The sequence below is a fragment of the Legionella tunisiensis genome, from assembly GCF_000308315.1.
In the GTDB taxonomy this organism is placed as follows: Bacteria; Pseudomonadota; Gammaproteobacteria; order Legionellales; family Legionellaceae; genus Tatlockia; species Tatlockia tunisiensis.
In genome coordinates, this window is record NZ_CALJ01000016.1 from 1 (window position 1) to 19,782 (window position 19,782).

Consider the following 19,782-nt stretch of genomic DNA (forward strand, 5'->3'; position numbering starts at 1 on the left):
GAATCAATCCCGCGGGCAAAGATATCATTAACATCATTATCGATATTTTTAGGGGATTGAGGGAAAACACGAACCTGAATACCATCAACATCCACTAACACTGACTTACGATCAAGGCTGCCTGTCCGACAAGCGATTAATTCTCTTTGTAAATCCTCATGAGTTGTTTTTTGGTGCCAAACTGGCTCACCCGACATATTCTCATTCCACTCATTCTTAGCCTGCTGAGTGCTTGCTTGCGTAATCTGGGCACGAGTGATGACCTCATTAAGTCTTTTTGCTTGTGTTTTAGTTAATGGCATAACGTTCACCTATTAGTTTCATCTTGTTTTAAATTATATCAATAAATTATTAACCTATTATTAAGCGGAACATTCTTGAATTACCTGGCTAAAATCAGGCTGGTAAAATAGTTTGGTACAGTATGACCAACGCAATAAGTGATTATTTTTCTTAGAACTATTTCTTCGTTATTACCCGCAAGTTATGATTAAAAAACAGGTGATAATGGATCCCGCCAACAAAATGCAACGTATTCTCTTCCTGATTTTGCTTTATGTTCATGTTCAGTTTGCTAACGCTTTACCGGCTGGTTTTGTCTATTTGCATGATGTCGCCCCCGACATTATTGAAGACCTACGTTATGCAGGCTCTAATAATTTTGTTGGTCATCCTATTCCCGGTTATCAAACCGCTCGCTGTATCTTAACCCAAGCGGCTGCAGAGCAGCTGGCGAAGGCTGAGAAAGCAGCTGTTGCGAAAGGTTACCGTTTCAAAGTGTATGACTGTTATCGCCCGCAAACCGCAGTAAACGCGTTCTATAAATGGAGCCAAAATACCCGGGATCTGCAAACAAAAATGACTTTTTATCCGCGTGAAGAGAAGAGGCTCTTGTTTGCTCGGGGTTACATCGCCTTGCATTCAGGCCATAGCCGCGGCAGCACGGTGGATCTGACCTTGGTTAAGATAGGCGCTAAACAACCCCGAACCTCTGGCAAGCCTTCTCGTTGTTACAGCCAAACAACCGCCCATATAGATGACGACTCGATTAATACTGGCACCCGCTTTGATTGCCTGGATGTCAGCGCCAATCTCTCCTATCAAAAATTGAGTAAGGAGCAAAAAGCAAATCGGCGTTTACTGCAAGCGTTAATGGTAAGCTATGGTTTTGTGCCTTATGACAAAGAATGGTGGCATTTTACCTTGAAGAATGAGCCCTATCCGAAAACTTATTTTGATTTTCCGGTGCATTGATTTTATCAATATAAAGATGCAGATCCGTTTATCTCCTTGATACTCAACCTTGAATGCCCTATTTTTTAACAAGGGAGAGGAAAATGAAAGAACCCATTCTATTGACGATTTACAAAAATGCCTTGTCGATTACCAGTTATGCTTTACCTCAGCTCGCTGGAACAATCTCTGCTAAACGTTTTCTGACCCCAACGAGGCATAAAAGGCCTTACTGGGAAAAAACATTATTAGCCATGGTAAAGAAAGGCTATTAGCCTGCCAAATAAAAGCTTGGTACTGGGGCGAAGGACCGAAAATTTTATTAATGCATGGATGGGACGGCAGAGGCAGTCAGCTTGGCCATTTTGTTGAGCCCTTGATTAATGCGGGTTTTCAAGTGATAGCCATGGATGGACCGGCTCATGGAGACTCCCCTGGTGTGCGTACCAATTTGGTTGATTTTGCCCATAAAATACTAGCTAGCCAGGATGAGCTGGGTAACTTTCATGCGGTCATCGCTCACTCGTTTGGTGGTGCGGCGACCCTATTAGCAGCCAATAAAGGCTTGCAGGCTGAAAAACTTGTTTTGATTGCATCACCTTATGATTTGCAAGCGATCTTTGATCGCTTTGCCACGTTTATGCGTCTTTCACCGCAAGCCAAGCAACATTTTCAATCTTATATAGAAAAGGAAGCGCAACTCTCTGTAGAAGAACTACCTATGAAGAAGATTATTTCTCATTTAAAAACACCTGTTCTTCTCATCCATGATAAAGAGGATCGGGAAATACCGTATGATGATGCCTTGAGATTTAAAGATAATTTGCAACAGGTTGATTTTCTAAGCACTGAAGGCTTGGGGCATCGATATATTTTAAAATCAGAACAAGTAATCAACAGGGTTCTTGATTTTTTAACCGCTATTCATTAGTCACCGGGAGTTTACTATGTGGGTTATCTATGCGCTCTTTGCAGCCATTTTATGGGGTATCAATTATACGCTGGCTGAAAAGATACTTCGCAGCATTTCTACATTCAGTTTATTAGCTCTGGAAATGTTATTAGGGGCAATCGTATTTGCCGCTCTCTCTTATTCCACGTCGATGAAAAACGACATCATGGTCTTACAAACTGAGCCCAAAGTGTTATGGCTAACGTTAGCCGAAATTTTCGTTGTTATCCTGGCCAGCTATTTTATTGCTACGTCTATCCAGGTAAAAAATGCCACTGTCGCCGGAATTATTGAATTGATTTATCCTTTATTTACGATTCTGTTCACCTGGCTTTTTTCGGTGAAAACCATGTCGATACCTCCGTCATTATTGGCGGTATTTTGATTTTCATAGGTGTATTAATAATTAGTATTCCTTAAGTGGAATTTAAGAGTAAACTTCTTTATCGACGAAGCTACGCCCCAATGCAGTAGCGTTTCGAAAATCCAATAAACTTCTTTCGCAACTCGCTGCAGTGAGGGCAGAGCGAGGAGAAACGGCGCGCAGAACCGCAGTGTACACGCCAGTACATGAGGATTCGAGCACCGTATCGACGAAGCTACGCCCCAATGCAGTAGAGTTTCGAAAGAAGTTTACTCATAATGCAGGCCCATACGCTCCAATAAACCCGCTAACGTATCATTGTCAAAAAATTTTATTTGCAACCAGCCACCTTGCCCATTTTCACTAATAATTTGTACAGGACTGCCAATTTGCTCAGCAATAGTGCTTTGCAAACGTTCAATATCCCGATCGCGTTGTGGATCACGCATCAGGGATTCACCGGATTTTAGTTCCCTGACTTTTTTTCCAACTGCCGTACTGACCACCCTTTTTCTTCGATCTCCGCTGCTAAATTCATTTGCTGTCTGACCTGCAAACCGACTAACATTCTTGCATGACCAAGCGATAGTTGACCCGCTTTTATTTTCTCTTGTACTGGCTCACAGAGTGTCAGCAGCCGGAGTAGATTAGCGATGTGGCTGCGGGATTTTCCGATAAGTACTGCAATCTCATCTTGCTGAAAATGAAATTCCTGCTGTAGACGTTGATAGCCGCTCGCTTCTTCAATGAGATTTAAATCTTCACGTTGAATATTTTCTATCAGTGTAACGGCTGCTGCCTGTTGATCACTATAGTGACCGATTAAGCAAGGTAACTCGTTTAGACCAGCCAGCATCGCCGCACGCCATCGTCGCTCACCGGCAATAATTTCGTATTGGTTGGCAGTAATTTCTCTAACCACCAAAGGTTCAATCAAACCTTGGGTAAGAATGGAGTCGGCCAGTTCTTGTAATGCCGCTTCAGAAAAATGCTTACGTGGCTGATAGCGCCCAGCCTGTAGCAAATCGATAGGAATTGTTTTGAATACCCTTTTCATAGATAACTAAAAAGACGCAGAGGATCTGTATTGTTTCATAAGGGCTTGAAGATACGCAATCACTACTATCTAACAAACAGGCGATAGAGAGGATGCTGTGAGTTACAGATTAGGGCTTTATACTGGCTTGAGACTGGGGTCGGCAATGAACCACTTCGTCAGCATCCTTGGCAAAAAAGCTGATGGCTGTTTTACCCACATTCGTTTTACCCATTTGTCGATTCACTTCAGCTTTTAACAAGCGGTTAGAATCAAGTAAAGCGGTTGCCTCATCTTTGATGTAACTATCATCTGAACGTAAAATTTGCACTAGATAGTTTGCTGCTTGCTGAATCGCAGAAACAGTCTTCGTTTCTAGCAAAGCAGTGCTCAACGCTAGCATGGCATTGGTAAAACCTTGGCAAGCTGCAGCCTTCATCCATTCAAAATAAGGCACGGAGTGTTGAGGATAAGCTTGCGCTAGCCGATATTGCGCTATCGCATCGCCACTTGTAGCCAGGGCTTTCATTGGTGCCATCAGACCCAAGGTTTCAACTTTTTTGTCGTAATTATCCGGAGTTTGAGCCACCGCTTTGGTAAGTTCAGCAAACTCACTACTGAATTGCTTAAAACTAGACATTTAGACTATCGCTAATAAAGTTATCATTAGCTTTAGAGATTAAGGATCTCAACTTAACTGAATATTAAGACGAGTTTTTTTACGCAATCTTTACGTTTTATCGTACAGATACCAACCTAAATGAAAGATCATATGAGCAACAACGGCAGCAAGAAGGCCGTATTGCCAAAAAAGCCAGCCAAAAAGAATCGCTTGCCAACCATTAAGTAACAGCATGGCATAAATGAAACGACGACCGGCCTTACACCCCGCAGCGAGGTAGGCTGGCATATGTCCTGCGGCCAACACAAAACCACTTAAGAAAATTGCACTCCACATAACAACAGGACTTTTTGCCCCGCAAAAAGATCGCAAAAAGGCGATTACATTCATTAGCCCCCAACGACCAAGAATTTCCTCCACAACACCGCCATATAAAATACAGCCATCCAAATGCAAAGCTGCACGTATTCGTCTCATTATCTGTAAACTTGCCTCGTCCAAAATACTACCTACCACGCCGTAGTAAAGGATAAAGAAAACGAACAGACCACCTATTGTGTATAAAAAACAGGAAGAATCATGCCGGCTATATCCCTTGTGATCGCTTTGCCTTGTAGCAAAGAATCTAAAAGATTGGCACTCAGTCCTGTCCGTAATGATAAGACGGAGCCGGCAAAACACATCAAGAAAACCATTAACAACGTCTGCCCGACAGCCAATTTACTGAGTCGTTTTTTTAAGTGCTCGCTATTTTCTGGTAATAGCAACTGAATCAATCGCGGCACGGTAATCAACACACCAGGCAACGATAAACAAAATAATACAATGATTAACGGCCAATTAATTTGCATCACTTATCCCTTCCTAAGCACACTATAGAAAAACCCATCCCTATTGTTTTCTCCTGGCAAGATTTGCCAACCATAACCAGTGGAACGACCCCAGCTTTTTTGCTCAGTGGCTACTTGGCTGTCGGGATGATCCGCAATAAATTGTGCAATTTGCTGCTCATTTTCCTCTTTTAATATTGAACACGTGGCATAAACCAGCAAACCCTTAGGGGCAAGTAAAGGCCACAACCGTTGTAACAAAGCACGTTGTAAATGAGCAATGTCAGTAATCTCTGCCTCTGTACGCAATAATTTGATATCAGAATGACGTCGGATAACCCCCGTTGCGGAACAAGGCGCATCAAGAAGAATACGATCAAAAAGCAGCCCATCCCACCACGACTCAGGCTTGAGTCCATCACCCTGCAGCAGTGTTGCCTTTACATTTAAACGCGTCAGGTTCTCTCTCACCCGTTGCAAACGCTTTTCATCGATATCGAGGGCAATACAGGCGTTCAATGTGGGCTCCGTTTCCAGAATATGACAGGTTTTACCACCTGGTGCGCAGCAAGCATCAAGTAACCGCAATCCTGGTTGCAAGGATAGCAAGGAAACGGCTAATTGTGCCGCTTCATCCTGCACGGAAACGTCGCCGTTGCTAAAACCGGGTAGATCATCCACCGGACAAGCATGGTCTAAGGTAATGCCCTGCATCGCATCTATTGTGGGGTAGGCCTTCATTCCCTTTTGATGTAAACGCTCCAGGTATGCTGCCCTATCGCCTCGTAGTTGATTCACCCGCAAACTCATCGGTGGATGTGCGTCATTTGCCTGAAGAATAGTTTGCCAATCGTTAGGCCAATCCATTTGCAAACGCTGGACAAACCAAGCCGGATGTCCATAAAGAAAGTCCGGGTTAGTTTGCAGACGAGCCACCAAGGTAGCTTGTTCGCGGCAATAGGTTCTTAAAACTGCATTAACCAATCCCTTTGCCCAGGATTTTTAAGTGGATCAAGTAAAGCAACCGTTTCTTTTACTACTGCATAATCAGGCTTTTGCATAAAATGGAGTTGATAAAGACCAATGAGCAAAACCAACCAAACGTCGACTGTTTTGGGGCGTTTATCAACAAGGCAATCCGCTAGCGCCTGCAGGCGAAAATAATGACGGCAAACACCAAAACAAATTTCTTTTGTTAACGGAGTCAATTCACTCTGTGCTTGAAAAAGATGAGAAAGCGGTGTTCTGTCTTGTAGTAATTTCACTAAAATACGCAGCGCTTGTAAGCGCTCATTTTTTTCATCGTAAAACCAAATGGATATAGTGTTGCGCTCGCCCCGAATTCAACCAGGCAGAGACAGGCATCACCTTAGAGCCTGGAAATTGCAAATAATCAATCATGACAGCCTGATCACCTGCTGCGACTAAAATCCCTGTTTTATCGATAGACAGGATTGTTCCAGGTTCAGCGGAGCTTGTGCTTGCAACGACATGAGCCTGATGGATCCGCAAGAGCTCTTCACCAGCTTGCGTATAAGCAATTGGCCAGGGGTTAAATGCGCGCACCTGATTCACGATCTCCCTTGCTGGACGCTGCCAATTAATTGCGGCATCTTCTTTTTTATTTTGCCTGCATAAGTAGCCTGGCTATTATCTTGAGGCACTGGTTCTGCTTGTCCGCAGGCAAGCGCATCAAGTGTGGCTAACAGGGGCTCTACAGCCAATTGTGCAAGTCTGTCATGCAGACTGCCTGCTGTATCTTCAGGAAAAATAGGGCAGCTGATTTCGGCCAATTTAGCGCCGGTGTCCATTCCAGCATCCATTTGCATAATCGTTACACCCGATTGTTCGTCACCATGTAACACCGCCTGCTGGATAGGTGATGCACCGCGCCAGCGAGGTAATAACGACGCGTGCGAATTAATACAACCCAAACGCGGCAAAGCCAGCACAGCCCGGGGCAAAATTAAACCATACGCGATAACCACGAGAATATCTGGTTTTAATTGTGCTAGCTCTGTAATCGCGTGTTCACTTTTAAAATTGAGTGGTTGATAAACTGGTATTTGATGAGACAATGCCCAACTTTTCACTGCAGATGGCTGTAATTTACGTCCACGACCAGCAGGCCTGTCGGGCTGAGTGTAAACTGCCAACAAGCGATGGGACGAATTGGCAAGTGCATCAAGTGACGGTATTGCGAATTCAGGTGTACCGGCAAAAACGATAGTTAAGTTACTCATCACTTACGTACATTCAAACGTTTAAATTTATCCAGCTTCCTTCTTGCCATCGCACGCTTTAGAGGGGAAAGCAAATCAACAAAAAGCTTGCCATTTAAGTGGTCAATTTCATGTTGAAAACATTCACCCAAAAGCCCCTCTGCAGTCATTTCAAATGGGTTGCCAAAGCGATCCTGAGCACGAATGGTCACTTTCTTAGCGCGGATCACCGTGTCATAAGCCCCCGGAACAGACAGGCATCCTTCTTGATATTCAGCCTCACCTTCTTTGGCAATAATTTCGGGATTGACTAATACCAATTGCTGTTTTTTATCACCAACGATATCCACAACGGATAAACGCAGACTAATACCTATCTGTGGCGCTGCAAGTCCAACCCCCTTGGCGTGGTACATCGTCTCGAACATATCATCGATGAGTGCTTGCAACGCATCATCAAATTGCTCAACAGGTTTTGCTTTTAATCTTAACCGTTCGTCAGGTAAATAAATAATCTTGCGGATAGCCATAAAATATCTGTTTCCTACCTAATAATGCGTGCTATTATCACCAATACCTCGTATGGCTGCAAGATGCATAGCCACGCTCACGGACGAATACATCAAAGTGACACTGCTATGACCTGGATCCTATGGCATGATTTCTTTGGCTAATTATTGCCCCTTCTTCTCTGTTTCAAAGCCTAGGGAACTCATAAGGACTCCTGACTGTAGAAAAATACCTTGCTGCCTGTTTGCTTATGCTCGTCATGAAATTTGGAAAAGGACTGCACCATTCAGCCATGAATAATAAATCCTGTCTTATCGCATTAAATAAAATAGAACAGATTGGCCCTCGCACTGTTGTGAAATTATTACAACGCTGGCCCGATCTGGAAGAAATGTTCCGCTTATCGGAACAACAACTGCTGCAAGCGGGCTTACCCGCTAAAATAGCCCAGGCAATCAGCACCTTTAATTTTAACGAACTGGAAGCCGATTTTCGCTGGCAGGAAACGAGCAATCACCATTTGTTAACCTGGGAAGACAGCAATTACCCAGCCTTATTGAAAGAAATTCATGACCCTCCGGTCATCTTGTACGCGATTGGTGAGTTATCCTGCTTGCAACAACCCACTATCGCCATAGTGGGTAGTCGCAACCCCTCCATAACAGGTAGCGAACTAGCCCGACGGTTTGCTTATGAGCTGGCAATGACTAATCTTACGGTGGTCAGCGGCCTGGCACAGGGTATTGATACACAAGCGCATCGCGGCTGCCTGGATGCCCAAGGAAAAACAGTCGCCGTTATGGCGACCGGGATTGATCGTATTTATCCACGACAAAACGTTCAATTGGCTGCAGAAATAAGCCAAAATGGCCTGCTTATTAGTGAATTTTCGCTAAAAACTGCACCAACAGCTGGACATTTTCCACGCAGAAATCGTATAATAAGCGGTTCAGCATTGGCCACATTGGTCGTTGAAGCAGCAATTCGTAGCGGTTCATTGATAACAGCCCGTCTAGCGCTGGAACAAAATCGCGATGTTCTCGCTGTCCCAGGTTCCATCCTCAATCCACAGGCTAGAGGTTGCCATCACCTGCTGCAGCAGGGAGCCAGATTGGTAACATCCTGTCAGGACGTATTAGATGAATTAGGCTTGGATAACAAACAAGCCAAACAAAATGACCTGAGGCAATCCCTTGCCACGGATCATGAAAACCTAGTAAAGTGCATTGGGTTTGAAGTAACTACTGTTGATCAACTCATCGCACGCAGTGGTTTGAATGTTGAAGAAGTGGCCTGCAACCTGGCTATATTAGAATTACGGGGAATTGTCAAAGCTGTTCCCGGTGGTTACATGAGGTGTTGATTATGAAAGATAGCTTGTTTGAAATGTTAATGAGTTTTTTTGAAAAAAGTTTATCCCAATTAAAGGAAAGTACTACTTCAACAACCTCTAATGAGAATGGACAAGAAGACAATGACGTTTATGAAACTTCAAGCATTGAAAGCCGAACCGTAGTTATAAGACCCGCACAAGATACCGCTATGCGCGTTTTTACATCTGATGAAAAGATGCGATTTACCAAGGCCAGTTACCAATTTATAACCCGCTTAATAATGTGGGGAATCGTGGAATCAGAAACCTTGGAAATAATCATCAATCAATTGTTATTCTCCGAGTCCCGTTTTGTTACGCTGCAGGAAACAAAATGGACTATTCGTAACACACTTGCCGAAAATCTTGATGCAGCTCAATTAGCTTTTCTTGATCTTGTGCTATATCAGAAAGAAGACGAATTACCGTTACATTGATAATTATCACAAGGAAAGGTTAACTTAGCTATGAGCAAACACCTGGTTATCGTAGAATCCCCTGCGAAAGCTAAAACGATACAAAAATATTTAGGCAAAGATTATGATGTCTTGGCTTCCTATGGCCATGTGCGTGATTTACCGCCCCGTAAAGGGTCGGTAAATCCTGATAAAAAATTCGCAATGACCTACAACCCGATCGAAAAAACGCACGTCATATCGAATCGATTGCCAAAGCCTTGAAAAATCGGATTCACTTTTGCTCGCCACTGACCCTGATCGCGAAGGTGAAGCCATTTCCTGGCATGTTTATGAATTAATGAAAGAGCGTAATTTGCTCAAAGACAAAGAAGTTCATCGTATCTTTTTTAATGAAATCACTAAATCAGCTATTCAAGACGCGATAAATAATCCACGCGAAATTTCAATGGACTTAGTCAATGCACAACAGGCCAGACGTGCATTAGATTACCTGGTAGGTTTCAATCTATCGCCGCTATTGTGGAAAAAAATTCGCCGCGGTCTTTCTGCTGGCCGCGTACAAAGCCCAGCATTACGACTCATTGTCGAGCGCGAAGAAGAAATTGAACGGTTTGTGGCTCAGGAATATTGGCGAATTATTGCCCAATGCAAGCACAACAATGCTCCTTTTGAAGCAAGACTCACTCATTTTAATCGGGAAAAATTACAACAGTTCACGATTACTGGGGCAGAGCAAGCACACAGCATACAAGACGCCTTGCTTAAGCAAGCCCAAGGCAGTCTACTTGTTGAAAATGTTGAAAAGAAACAGCGTAAACGCAATCCAGCAGCGCCTTTTATTACCTCTACGCTACAACAGGAAGCTGCCCGAAAATTAGGATTTACCGCGCGTAAAACCATGATGATTGCCCAGCAGCTCTATGAAGGGATCGATATCGGCTCCGGTACGATGGGTTTAATTACCTATATGCGTACTGACTCAGTCAATTTGGCCAATGAAGCGATAGAGGAAATTAGAGCCTACATTCGTGAGCGTTATGGCGATGATAATTGTCCTAACACTGCTCGTATTTTTAAAACCAAATCAAAAAATGCTCAAGAAGCACATGAAGCCATTCGACCCACTTCGGTTAAGCGCACACCCGACATGGTGCAGCAAGCGCTAACGACTGAACAATTCAAACTGTATAGCCTTATTTGGAAACGGACCATTGCTTGTCAAATGGCCGAAGCCCTGGTAGATACGGTCGCCGTAGACTTAAGCTGTGGTGAGGGCAACCTATTTCGAGCAAATGGCTCAACCATCACCTTCCCTGGTTTTCTTACCGTCTATGAAGAAGGACGTGATGATTCACCTGATGATGAACAAAATGCAATGCTGCTTCCAGCATTGAAAGTGGGTGAAAAAGTTAATTTACAAGATATTCTTGCCAATCAGCATTTTACTGAACCTCCTCCTCGTTATTCAGAAGCGTCGCTGGTTAAAGCGCTGGAAGAGTACGACATAGGCCGACCATCAACCTACGCATCGATTATCCACACCTTGCAGCAACGTGAATATGTCGTGGTCGATAAGAAGCGCTTCGTCCCTACCGACGTTGGCAGGATAGTTAACCGCTTCCTGACCGGGTATTTTACGCGTTATGTCGATTACAAATTCACCGCTCAATTGGAAGATACGCTGGATGCTGTATCACGTGGTGAAAAAGACTGGATCCCAGTGCTGGAAGAGTTTTGGCAACCCTTTATTCAACAAATCCATAATACTGACGAGCAAGTGCAGCGCAAAGATGTTACGACGGAAACACTGGATGAGAAATGCCCCAAATGCGACAAGCCACTGGCTATTCGCTTAGGTAAACGCGGTCGTTTCATCGGCTGTACTGGTTATCCCGAGTGCGATTACACCCAGGATCTCGGTAATAACGAGGGTGAAAAAACGGAGCCTGAGGTCGTTGAAGGACGAACTTGCCCTCACTGCTCAGGTCCCTTACACATTAAAACAGGCCGTTATGGCCGTTTTATTGGTTGCGGAAATTACCCACAATGTAAATATATAGAGCCGTTGGAGAAACCGGCTGATACCGGGGTTGAATGTCCCAAATGCCATGATGCCAAGATACTCCAGCGCAAGTCGCGCAAAGGAAAAATATTTTTCTCTTGTGGCAATTACCCTAAATGCGACTATGCACTGTGGAATGAGCCCATTGATAAGCCTTGCCCCAAATGTGCCTGGCCATTGTTGACTGTGAAAGATACTAAACGCTCAGGCCGGCAAATTCTTTGTCCTAATGAGGGCTGTGGTTATAGCGCTGATGGCGACGATGAATAGAGGGCTTGCCCTGACTCATCGTCTCCCTATCGAACTCACGTTAAATCATTTTCGGCCGGCTCACTAAGCCGACCAGCCCGTTTTTTGCTCTGCAACAAGTAAATAATTGCCATGCTCACAATAGAAAGCACCAATAAAAGCACTGCCGGTATTACCCCAAAGAAATGAATAAACCTGGCCAGCTTTTCCGGACCAATATAGCTTTTGTAGGCCAGTGTAATAATTGTCGTGGAAACAACAGAAATAAAGATAGGGCGAATTAACCGGGCGCCGTTCTTGATGGCAAAATACACGCCTATCCTGCCGCCTATTAATTGGCCCATTGCCATACACAGGGCAAGCGTGTAATCAATGTTGTGGCCGAAAGCAAAACATACCGTAGCAATAAGACTGCTTTTCAGATTAAAAACCTTGGTGTAGGCAGCGGCTTTAACAAAGTTATAGCCAAGAAAGAAGGTCAGCGAAAACACCCAAAGTGAGCCAGTCCCAGGGCCAAAAATCCATCATAAAATCCCAGGAGAAAACCGAAGGCAATATAAAACCAAAATTCATTGAATCTTGGTTCTTGATCCTGTGAGCCCAGTTTTGGGGAAAACACGGTATACATCAAGATGGCTAATAATAGAAGGGGAATGATTTTTTAAAATATCACTATCTAGTACCTGACTCGCAACAGCACCGATTACCGTGCCCAAAATCCCCCAAATGAGTCCTTTATAAACTGTATTTAATGAAAGTAATCCTTGGCGATAATACCCACAAGTAGCCACAAACGTGCCTATAGCGCCCTGTAGCTTGTTAGTCCCCAGAGCAACCTGGGGTGGAACACCTACCCCTAGTAACATAGGCAGACTAATTAAGCCGCCACCACCGGCAATTGCATCCACAGTACCCGCTATCAACCCTGTTAAAAATAAAAGAGGCAACAGCAAATGGTAGGGCAAATCAAATAACATCTTATTTCTCTTTCAATAAGGAAATCGTGTAAAAACTAACTAAAATTAGACCCCGCATTGCGATAAAAAGACTTGATCGCCTGAACAACAAACGTCAATTCTTTTCTTGAAACATCAAGATGGGTAACTAATCTTACTCTGCCTTGTTTATTAGGTTGTTTAGGGAAGATTATTCCCTTTTCCTGCAAATAGGATTGTAATTCTTTATAATGATGTTTGACATGAATAAACAACATATTTGTTTGCAAAGCAGCCGTATCAACATCGATTTCCTCAAGCTCAGCTAAACTGTTAGCTAAATACAAGGCGTTATCATGATCCTCCGCCAAGCGCTCGATATGATGTTCTAAAGCATAAACGCCCGCTGCTGCTAAAATACCGGCCTGGCGCATGCCTCCACCCAAGACTTTACGCCAGCGTCTTGCTTTGTTAATCAGTTCGCTGCTACCTGCCAAAACTGAACCCACGGGGGTACCTAACCCTTTGGAAAGGCAAATAGACATCGAGTTAAAGTGATTACTGATATCTTTGAGGGAACATTGCAATTTCACGACTGCATTAAAAACCCGTGCGCCATCCAGATGACTTTGAAGACCATGATGCTGACAAAAAAGCCTCATCTGTTGTAAATAAGCGAGGGGTAACGCTCTACCGTCAACCGTATTCTCAAGACAAAGTAATTTGGTACGTGCATAGTGATTATCAATTGGCTTAATCGCCAGCGCAACTTTTTCCAATGCCAGACTACCATCCAGTTCAAAATCAAGCGGCTGCGGTTGTACGCTGCCTAAAACCGCTGCACCGCCTCCTTCGAATAAATAACAGTGAGCAGTTTGGCCAACAAGATATTCATCCCCTCGTTCACAATGCGCCATGATCGCGACCAAATTGGATTGTGTTCCAGACGGTAAGAAGACTGCTGCGTCCATACCTGCTTTATCGCTAATCAATTCTTCCAGCATCCTGACAGTAGGATCTTCGCCAAATACATCATCACCCACTTCCGCCTGCATCATTGCAGCAAGCATATCTTTACCTGGCTTAGTCACGGTATCACTTCGTAAATCAATTATTGTCATCACGGCTCGCTTGTTCATGAAAAAGAGCTCTCTTCGCACGCAATTAGTTGTTGAATGTTAGGTAAATCGTGGCGTAAAGCTGCTGCATTTCTTCCATGGCATCATGAATGAATTCTATACCCTTTAGGGTTTGCCAGGCCTCTTTCTGCCAGCCTCTCTCCAGACAATAGGTCAACCAAAGCAACCAACTGTGCAAAGTCTGCGCCCATAAAATAGCACCCATTTTAGGCAAGTTACCAGCACATTCTGCATAACCGAGCAACGTCGCCTGAAACTGCTCTGTTGCGAAGGTAGCGTGGGCCATTCCAGCACAGTTTACAGCAAGCCCTACCAACTCAATAGCGGGATGGATGTAACCCGCACTTTCCCAATCAATCACATGCGGTGTTTCACTATCACGCCAAATAATATTAGTCATGTGAATATCGCGATGGCTAACTACCCAGTGTTTCGCTTCATAATCGCGATAACGATTGCAGTGATCAATCAGCTTTCTTAACCAGGGCGCATAGTGCCCCTCCGCAGCGAATTCGGAAAGAGGCCTGATAGCAGGAAAACTTTCCGCACCCTGGATGGGAACCTGGAGTGAATGGAGCTGTGCCAGTTTATTGCCAAGGATGTAAGCCTGTTTACAATCTACTGTCTCAAGAACGTTGCCTTCACAGTAGGGGAGAATCAAAGCAAAATGGCCATCGACAGTCAGCAGAACATGAGTTGCCTCGGTGTGCCGAGCAGAAAACGTCAAATCGAGTTCATTGGCTGCAATGGTTGCCAGTGCCTGAGTAAATTCTAAACGTTGTCGTGTTATTGCACCAAGCCAGGTTGGCAAAGAAAATGCCTTGCCGATCCATTTGCTTTGATCAGCCAGCTCAATTAAATCAACTTGATGCTGCAAGCCGCCTGTCAATGGGGTGATTGAAATGATCGGTTGTGTAAAATAAATACTAGACCAATGCGCGTTATCCATGCATCAATTGTTCAATATAACGCCTGCAAGTTAATGGCTTATGGAGATAGCTAATCATATGACGTGTGCCACCCGTACCGGTGATCACTAAACAACCATACCCGAAAATGCTGCCTAATACGGATTGACGTATATCAATGCTCTCAATTTTAGTTAAAGGAATATCAATCGTCTGCCTGACCAGCAGACCTGTGCGCAGAATAACTTGCTTTTTCTTGATGGTCAGGGAAGAGAAATGGTAATTGACCCAGGTTACTCCTCCCCAAGCCAGAGCAAATACGATAATAAAAAGCGATAACTCTTTTAAGGTGGGGAAGCTTAAACCAAGATAGATGGCTAAACAGGCGAGAACTACCGGCCAGAAAAACAGAAGCCAATGAAGTCTTGCAAAATACACCACATCGTTGTTGTCTGCCATCGTTGGTCCTGCCAAATCAGTCACGTTATACGGTCCGTTCAACTATTATTTTCTATATCATATGGCAGATGCGACAAATTTGCTATGCTGTCTCTTTGTTAATTCAGGTTTTGATCAATGCGCCCTATTAATCGCTGCCTAAATCCGCAGTTACTAGCCATCTGCCAGCGCGCAATCCAGCTAGACGAATTAAATAGTAAACTCAAACTCTACCTAACTCCCCCGTTGTCAGAGCATTGCCAGGTGGGGAGTTTTAACAAAGGTTGCCTGATGCTCACCGTCACCAATGCGGCCTGGGCAACGGAATTGCGTTATAGCCTGCCCGTATTACGCGATAAATTAAGACAGGAAGCCGGAATATATCAATTGACCTCAATCAAGATTCACATTGCTGATAGCAGTCAGCAAACAAGTCCAACAAAAAAATCACAACAAAGTACTGTCAACTACCGCCCGCCATTTCATTAAGGAAGCAGGAGAGCACTGCACTTATCCACCATTACAAAACGCGCTTTATAAATTAGCTGAAAGCAAGGAGTAATCCCGGTATATAAACGCGTATCGAAGCGCTTTGTAGCCTGGGTGCAGGCGCAGCTGAAACCCGGGGATTCAAAATAAACAGCAGAGCATACGTGCGCGGGTTAAATCCCGGATTACAGCCTTCGGCTTTCATCCAGGCTTCGTGATTTTATTATAAATTTTCCGTTGGTTTTTCCTGCAAATGGCGTATTGTGTCGGACGATGTCGTACTCAAATACGACGATCTCCCGAAGGGGAAAATTACCCCAATTTTGCAATGTATTAATTTCTCTTTCTCTTCAATCGTGACATAGATGTAAGAAAGAAAATGCTTGAGTCTGGTATTGCATCCTTCATAGGGAAATTTTACTCATCAAGTTCGATTAAGCAGGCGGAATATTTGTTGTACAAGCTCGAATAAAATTAATTGCATAGGAGGTAATACTAGCTTGTGATTGGTTATCATTTTTGACAAATTGGATTAAATTTAATCTCTGTAGATTGCCAGTTATAATAGTACTATCTAAATTTAAGATACCATCGGTTAAACCTAAAATTTCATTTTCCACCATTGATATATACTGATCTTTGGGGATATTTTTTGTGCCTTCTTTTGTATGTAGCTTATAGAATGTAAATAAAATCCTTGCCTCTATGCCAGTTAGATCCTTTAAAACGTTTATATAAGAAGGGTGCACAAATTCACCTATAATTATATTGGCGAAGAGCGATGCCCAGATTTCTTGCAAGTCGTTATCATCTTGATTTTGCGCCGCTTCAATAAATGGTAACGTTAAACTTCTTGGAAGCTCCTTTAGCTCAACTTTATGCTGTTCACATTTTTGGGCTGTTTACGCTACGATTTTAACTAAATTAGAAAAGCGCCATGATTGAATCTGTTCACCTAGCAGCAGTCCAAGTTGCTTCACCGGCTCTTTAAGCCCAATTAACAATAGATATGATGTTGCTGCCGATATATAGTCCATTATTTTCTCCTGAATCGCGATTAAGAATAGTATCTACGCTAGCTACCTAATTACACAAAGCGAATGGTATATCGACTCTCATTAATTCAAAACACTATGTAATTATATTGACTAAAATTTTTCGTGCTTCCTCAATTATGTTAGAGTCATCTGTTGAATCTAGCAAGAATTCATATGCGTTGTTAAATTGATCATGGGAAACTTCACCAACGCGGTCGAAATAGGAAAAAAAGTATTTGCTGAGGTAATAATTTTATCAATTCGAGCAGACAATCCATTAAATTTTTGAGAAATATTCTTAATAGAGAGCCCGAGTAGAAACAGTTCTTTTTCTAGCTCTGCTTTTGCAATACTCAAAGTTTTTTCAAGTGTTCTCAATTCATCAGTATATTCAACCGTTTTAAGAGGTTGGTCAGTTTCCTCCCTTAATTGAAATCTCAGCCTTATCTCTTTGATGTTTTTATCAATTTCATTCACAAGAAATATTAAGCTTTTAGCTATCTGATATTGATCAGTACCCTTAAGTTGCTTTTTCCAAGTGCGTAAACCCATTGTTGCAATATATAATCCATAGATCGTAAGAATTATAGTAGCCAGGTCTTTTATCACGTTATAAATTGAACATTCCATGTTGCGTTCTTAAATTCTCTCAGGCTGTGTGGATAAGAGTATTCATAAAATACTCATCTAAGCAACTACATATAACATTACCAGAATCTATGGGGTCAGCTAGCGTAGATACTGAACTTATCCGCCACTACAAAAAGCGCGCTGCATGAGTTAGCTGAAAGCAAGGAGTAATCCCGGTATATAAACGCGATAGGTATCGAAGCACTTTGTAGCCGAGGTACAGGCGCAGCCGAAACCCGGGGTTCAAAATAAGCAGCGGAGCATACAGGAAGAGTTTAAATTCCGGATTACAGCCTTCGGCTTTCATCCAGGCTAAGGTTCCTGATGTGCCGTTCTTCTTCATTTGAGGATTAATCCCGTTTGCAAGCAAACGGTCTACCTTGCTGGAAATAATTATGGAAATGATCCATGTCCACCAAAAACAACTAGTGAAAAATTCAATTGAACTATAATCCTATTAGAAAGATTGATTGAGTGCCGCGAACAAATTGCAGCACGCAGACGCTAGGACTAATCTCAACATGCCCCGGTATTGAGGTACTTTAAGTCATGGATACGCATGGGATAAATCAGAGACACGCCATAAGAATAATAATGCTCTGTATCATAGCTACAGTAATGATTTTTATCCCTGTCTCAGTACTATCAGCCGCGGAAAGAATTGAAATTTGTGCGAAGTACCGAACCTCAAGTGGATGGTCAGATGTTTATAAAGTCGAAGCAACGATCACTAAAGGGAGCGAACTGAATCAAGCCACATCAAGTTTTAATTACCAAAGCTTCGATACCTATGTCGTAATTTTTTGGGATAGAGATGAGGCTAGTGTGATACAAATGGACTCCCCCTTTGTTACCTATACGGAACAAACAGGCTACGACCAGCAAGGTAGAGAATGGCGAATCGGAAAAGGCTCTGTCTGTTTCTAGGACTCTAAATCAAGGGTTTCAAAAATCATGAATTGAGAACTAAATAGGATCAGCGCATAAATGAATTCTATGAATATAAAATTCAAGCCCTGAATTTATAGTTCCACATTAGAATTCTGAGGGGCAATAAAAATATGAGCAATAAAGTTAATATAGTTAATTTATCAAAATTAATTTAATTATCGCTTAACACTTGCGGATGTCAAAAGTTATTTAATTTATCCAATGTATGAGTCCCATCCGGATATTTTTTAAAAACTCTTGCTCGAATTCCCTCTTAGAGATGGGTTTTCCACATGTACATGAAAAATTGCCGCACTCCCATTATAGCCGCTAAAAAACAATGTACGATGAGTGGAGTAATAGAGTATATCCATCTTGGGATAATAGGATACTAAATATGGAGCCCCTTTTAAAATTCCCACCATACTTATTTTATCTTCGTCCTTAGTAATATAGTGGAAAATGCCAGTATAAGAGTCACCGCCTATTTTTTGGGAATCTTGTAAAATTATTAACGCTTTATCCTGAGCAAAAAAATTATAGGAGTAGATCCTGAAACTTTATCGGAGGCAGGCAAAAATTTATAGTTTTCAACTCCCAAAGTATTTGCTAAATAATAGTCCAATCTCAACCCGTATGGCTCATTACATTGAACCGTATATATAAATGAATAACTTATTGCGGAATAGGCTAAGCATATGACCAAAATAGGTTTATTCATTTTTTCTTCCATGAACTTTACTTGTTTAAGTATAGCAAAACCCCGTAGATACTAACAAAAGACCATTATGCTGATTTGTAAGACATTTCTTACAGCATTTACTTGGTATATCTTAATGACGAGCATGAGCAATTAAGTCATACTGGCATTATTGGAAGTTGCAAATCTCAGGACATGAAGTCCGTGAAAAGGGAGCCAGCACAAGGATGTGCTGACACAGGAAGTGGAATTTGCAACTTACCAAACCAATCTACTTTTCTTCCAATAAATGCTCAGCTTTGATTACCCCGAAACGCAGGCCAACAATAATAGCGCTTGTTATATTCTTACACCCTAATTTCTGAAAGATGGATTGCCGACAGTAATTAACTCTTCGTGTGGATACTTTTAAAAGAGCAGCAATTTCTTTAAGGGTTTTGCCTTGCGCGGATAAATAAATACACTGCTTCTCTTGTTCACTTAAGCGAACATCGAAACCAATTGGTTGTCTTATCCACGTATTGGAAAGTAAAGCTTGCATTTCGGTGAGTTGCTTAGGAGTGGGATTGCTATTCCCTAAATAGTCCAGGTAATTCTTAGCAAACAGTTTAAAAAAGGGGCTATCGATTAAATCATTTTTCCTGATAAAACTGTCTCGTTTGATTTTCATTATTACTGTTCCTTTATTTTTAAAGGTAAGCGATA

The 19,782-nt window shown here is 42.6% G+C and carries 20 protein-coding genes and 5 pseudogenes; 9 read left to right on the top strand and 16 right to left on the bottom strand.

The window, feature by feature from the left end:
- A partial coding sequence (locus tag BN58_RS20960) for a hypothetical protein (RefSeq protein WP_040915990.1) occupies positions 1–302 on the bottom strand: 302 nt, incomplete at its 3' end.
- A 205-nt stretch (positions 303–507) separates the two neighbouring features.
- Here BN58_RS20960 and BN58_RS01025 point away from each other — a divergent pair.
- The 4 genes from BN58_RS01025 (at position 508) to BN58_RS20965 (ending at position 2,570) form a co-directional block, all read left to right on the top strand.
- Complete coding sequence (locus BN58_RS01025; protein ID WP_019215243.1) at positions 508–1,254, top strand: M15 family metallopeptidase; 747 nt, start codon at positions 508–510, stop codon at positions 1,252–1,254.
- An 83-nt stretch (positions 1,255–1,337) separates the two neighbouring features.
- On the top strand, positions 1,338–1,508 hold the full coding sequence (locus BN58_RS30390; protein ID WP_019215244.1) for a hypothetical protein: 171 nt from the start codon (positions 1,338–1,340) through the stop codon (positions 1,506–1,508).
- A 50-nt stretch (positions 1,509–1,558) separates the two neighbouring features.
- A complete protein-coding gene (locus BN58_RS01035) occupies positions 1,559–2,164 on the top strand; it encodes an alpha/beta hydrolase (protein WP_019215245.1) in 606 nt (201 codons plus the stop codon).
- A gap of 16 nt (positions 2,165–2,180) precedes the next feature.
- A complete protein-coding gene (locus BN58_RS20965) occupies positions 2,181–2,570 on the top strand; it encodes an EamA family transporter (protein WP_019215246.1) in 390 nt (129 codons plus the stop codon).
- A gap of 248 nt (positions 2,571–2,818) precedes the next feature.
- Here the strand turns inward: BN58_RS20965 and BN58_RS32305 are convergent, their stop codons facing one another.
- The 8 genes and pseudogenes from BN58_RS32305 to def all read right to left on the bottom strand — a co-directional run bounded on the left by BN58_RS32305 (position 2,819) and on the right by def (position 7,789).
- Complete coding sequence (locus BN58_RS32305) at positions 2,819–2,998, bottom strand: hypothetical protein (protein WP_232220238.1); 180 nt, start codon at positions 2,996–2,998, stop codon at positions 2,819–2,821.
- Between the two features lie 17 nt (positions 2,999–3,015).
- Positions 3,016–3,606 carry a ParB/RepB/Spo0J family partition protein gene (locus BN58_RS20970; RefSeq protein ID WP_232220239.1) on the bottom strand — a complete coding sequence of 197 codons (591 nt, stop codon included), beginning with the start codon at positions 3,604–3,606 and terminating at the stop codon, positions 3,016–3,018.
- 109 nt (positions 3,607–3,715) lie between these two features.
- The gene (locus tag BN58_RS01050; protein ID WP_019215247.1) at positions 3,716–4,225 is read right to left on the bottom strand and encodes a hypothetical protein; all 510 of its coding nucleotides are present in this window, start codon (positions 4,223–4,225) and stop codon (positions 3,716–3,718) included.
- 90 nt (positions 4,226–4,315) lie between these two features.
- Positions 4,316–4,684: a CPBP family glutamic-type intramembrane protease gene (locus BN58_RS36715; RefSeq protein WP_332247904.1), complete on the bottom strand. Its 369-nt coding sequence runs from the start codon at positions 4,682–4,684 to the stop codon at positions 4,316–4,318.
- 74 nt (positions 4,685–4,758) lie between these two features.
- On the bottom strand, positions 4,759–5,058 hold the full coding sequence (locus BN58_RS36720) for a hypothetical protein (RefSeq protein ID WP_332247905.1): 300 nt from the start codon (positions 5,056–5,058) through the stop codon (positions 4,759–4,761).
- A 3-nt stretch (positions 5,059–5,061) separates the two neighbouring features.
- A pseudogene (rsmB, locus tag BN58_RS20980) lies at positions 5,062–6,353 on the bottom strand (16S rRNA (cytosine(967)-C(5))-methyltransferase RsmB).
- Positions 6,337–7,280, bottom strand: a pseudogene (gene fmt, locus BN58_RS20985) (methionyl-tRNA formyltransferase). The pseudogenes rsmB and fmt overlap by 17 nt, the downstream one beginning before the upstream one ends.
- Positions 7,280–7,789: a peptide deformylase gene (def, locus tag BN58_RS01070; protein WP_019215249.1), complete on the bottom strand. Its 510-nt coding sequence runs from the start codon at positions 7,787–7,789 to the stop codon at positions 7,280–7,282. Before def ends, fmt begins: the two are co-directional and overlap by 1 nt.
- A 230-nt stretch (positions 7,790–8,019) precedes the next feature.
- Between def and dprA the strand changes: the two genes are divergently transcribed.
- The 3 genes and pseudogenes from dprA (at position 8,020) to topA (ending at position 11,892) form a co-directional block, all read left to right on the top strand.
- A complete protein-coding gene (gene dprA / locus BN58_RS01075; protein ID WP_456297454.1) occupies positions 8,020–9,132 on the top strand; it encodes a DNA-processing protein DprA in 1,113 nt (370 codons plus the stop codon).
- A 2-nt stretch (positions 9,133–9,134) separates the two neighbouring features.
- Positions 9,135–9,578 (top strand): DUF494 family protein, encoded by a 444-nt coding sequence (locus tag BN58_RS01080; RefSeq protein WP_019215251.1) that lies wholly within the window; start codon positions 9,135–9,137, stop codon positions 9,576–9,578.
- 30 nt (positions 9,579–9,608) lie between these two features.
- Positions 9,609–11,892 (top strand): annotated as a pseudogene (gene topA, locus BN58_RS20990) (type I DNA topoisomerase).
- A 35-nt stretch (positions 11,893–11,927) separates the two neighbouring features.
- Here topA and BN58_RS32320 read toward each other — a convergent pair.
- The 4 genes and pseudogenes from BN58_RS32320 to BN58_RS01105 all read right to left on the bottom strand — a co-directional run bounded on the left by BN58_RS32320 (position 11,928) and on the right by BN58_RS01105 (position 15,312).
- Positions 11,928–12,848, bottom strand: a pseudogene (locus tag BN58_RS32320) (TSUP family transporter).
- 35 nt (positions 12,849–12,883) lie between these two features.
- The gene (gene ltaE, locus BN58_RS21000; RefSeq protein WP_232220242.1) at positions 12,884–13,945 is read right to left on the bottom strand and encodes a low-specificity L-threonine aldolase; all 1,062 of its coding nucleotides are present in this window, start codon (positions 13,943–13,945) and stop codon (positions 12,884–12,886) included.
- A gap of 25 nt (positions 13,946–13,970) precedes the next feature.
- Positions 13,971–14,894: a phosphotransferase enzyme family protein gene (locus tag BN58_RS01100; RefSeq protein ID WP_019215254.1), complete on the bottom strand. Its 924-nt coding sequence runs from the start codon at positions 14,892–14,894 to the stop codon at positions 13,971–13,973.
- The gene (locus BN58_RS01105) at positions 14,887–15,312 is read right to left on the bottom strand and encodes a PH domain-containing protein (protein WP_019215255.1); all 426 of its coding nucleotides are present in this window, start codon (positions 15,310–15,312) and stop codon (positions 14,887–14,889) included. The genes BN58_RS01100 and BN58_RS01105 overlap by 8 nt, the downstream gene beginning before the upstream one ends.
- 117 nt (positions 15,313–15,429) lie before the next feature.
- Between BN58_RS01105 and BN58_RS21005 the strand changes: the two genes are divergently transcribed.
- Positions 15,430–15,780, top strand: a complete 351-nt coding sequence (locus tag BN58_RS21005; protein ID WP_019215256.1) for a DUF721 domain-containing protein — start codon at positions 15,430–15,432, stop codon at positions 15,778–15,780.
- A gap of 434 nt (positions 15,781–16,214) precedes the next feature.
- Here the strand turns inward: BN58_RS21005 and BN58_RS01115 are convergent.
- Together BN58_RS01115 and BN58_RS01125 are read right to left on the bottom strand one after the other, a co-directional pair.
- Positions 16,215–16,640, bottom strand: a pseudogene (locus BN58_RS01115) (Abi-alpha family protein); the annotation flags it as partial.
- Between the two features lie 336 nt (positions 16,641–16,976).
- The gene (locus BN58_RS01125) at positions 16,977–17,369 is read right to left on the bottom strand and encodes a hypothetical protein (protein ID WP_156812293.1); all 393 of its coding nucleotides are present in this window, start codon (positions 17,367–17,369) and stop codon (positions 16,977–16,979) included.
- Positions 17,370–18,041: 672 nt separating this feature from the next.
- Here BN58_RS01125 and BN58_RS01130 point away from each other — a divergent pair.
- The gene (locus BN58_RS01130; protein ID WP_156812294.1) at positions 18,042–18,374 is read left to right on the top strand and encodes a hypothetical protein; all 333 of its coding nucleotides are present in this window, start codon (positions 18,042–18,044) and stop codon (positions 18,372–18,374) included.
- Positions 18,375–19,348: 974 nt separating this feature from the next.
- Here BN58_RS01130 and BN58_RS01135 read toward each other — a convergent pair.
- Positions 19,349–19,747 (bottom strand): helix-turn-helix transcriptional regulator, encoded by a 399-nt coding sequence (locus BN58_RS01135; RefSeq protein WP_019215261.1) that lies wholly within the window; start codon positions 19,745–19,747, stop codon positions 19,349–19,351.
- Positions 19,748–19,782 lie beyond the last annotated feature (35 nt).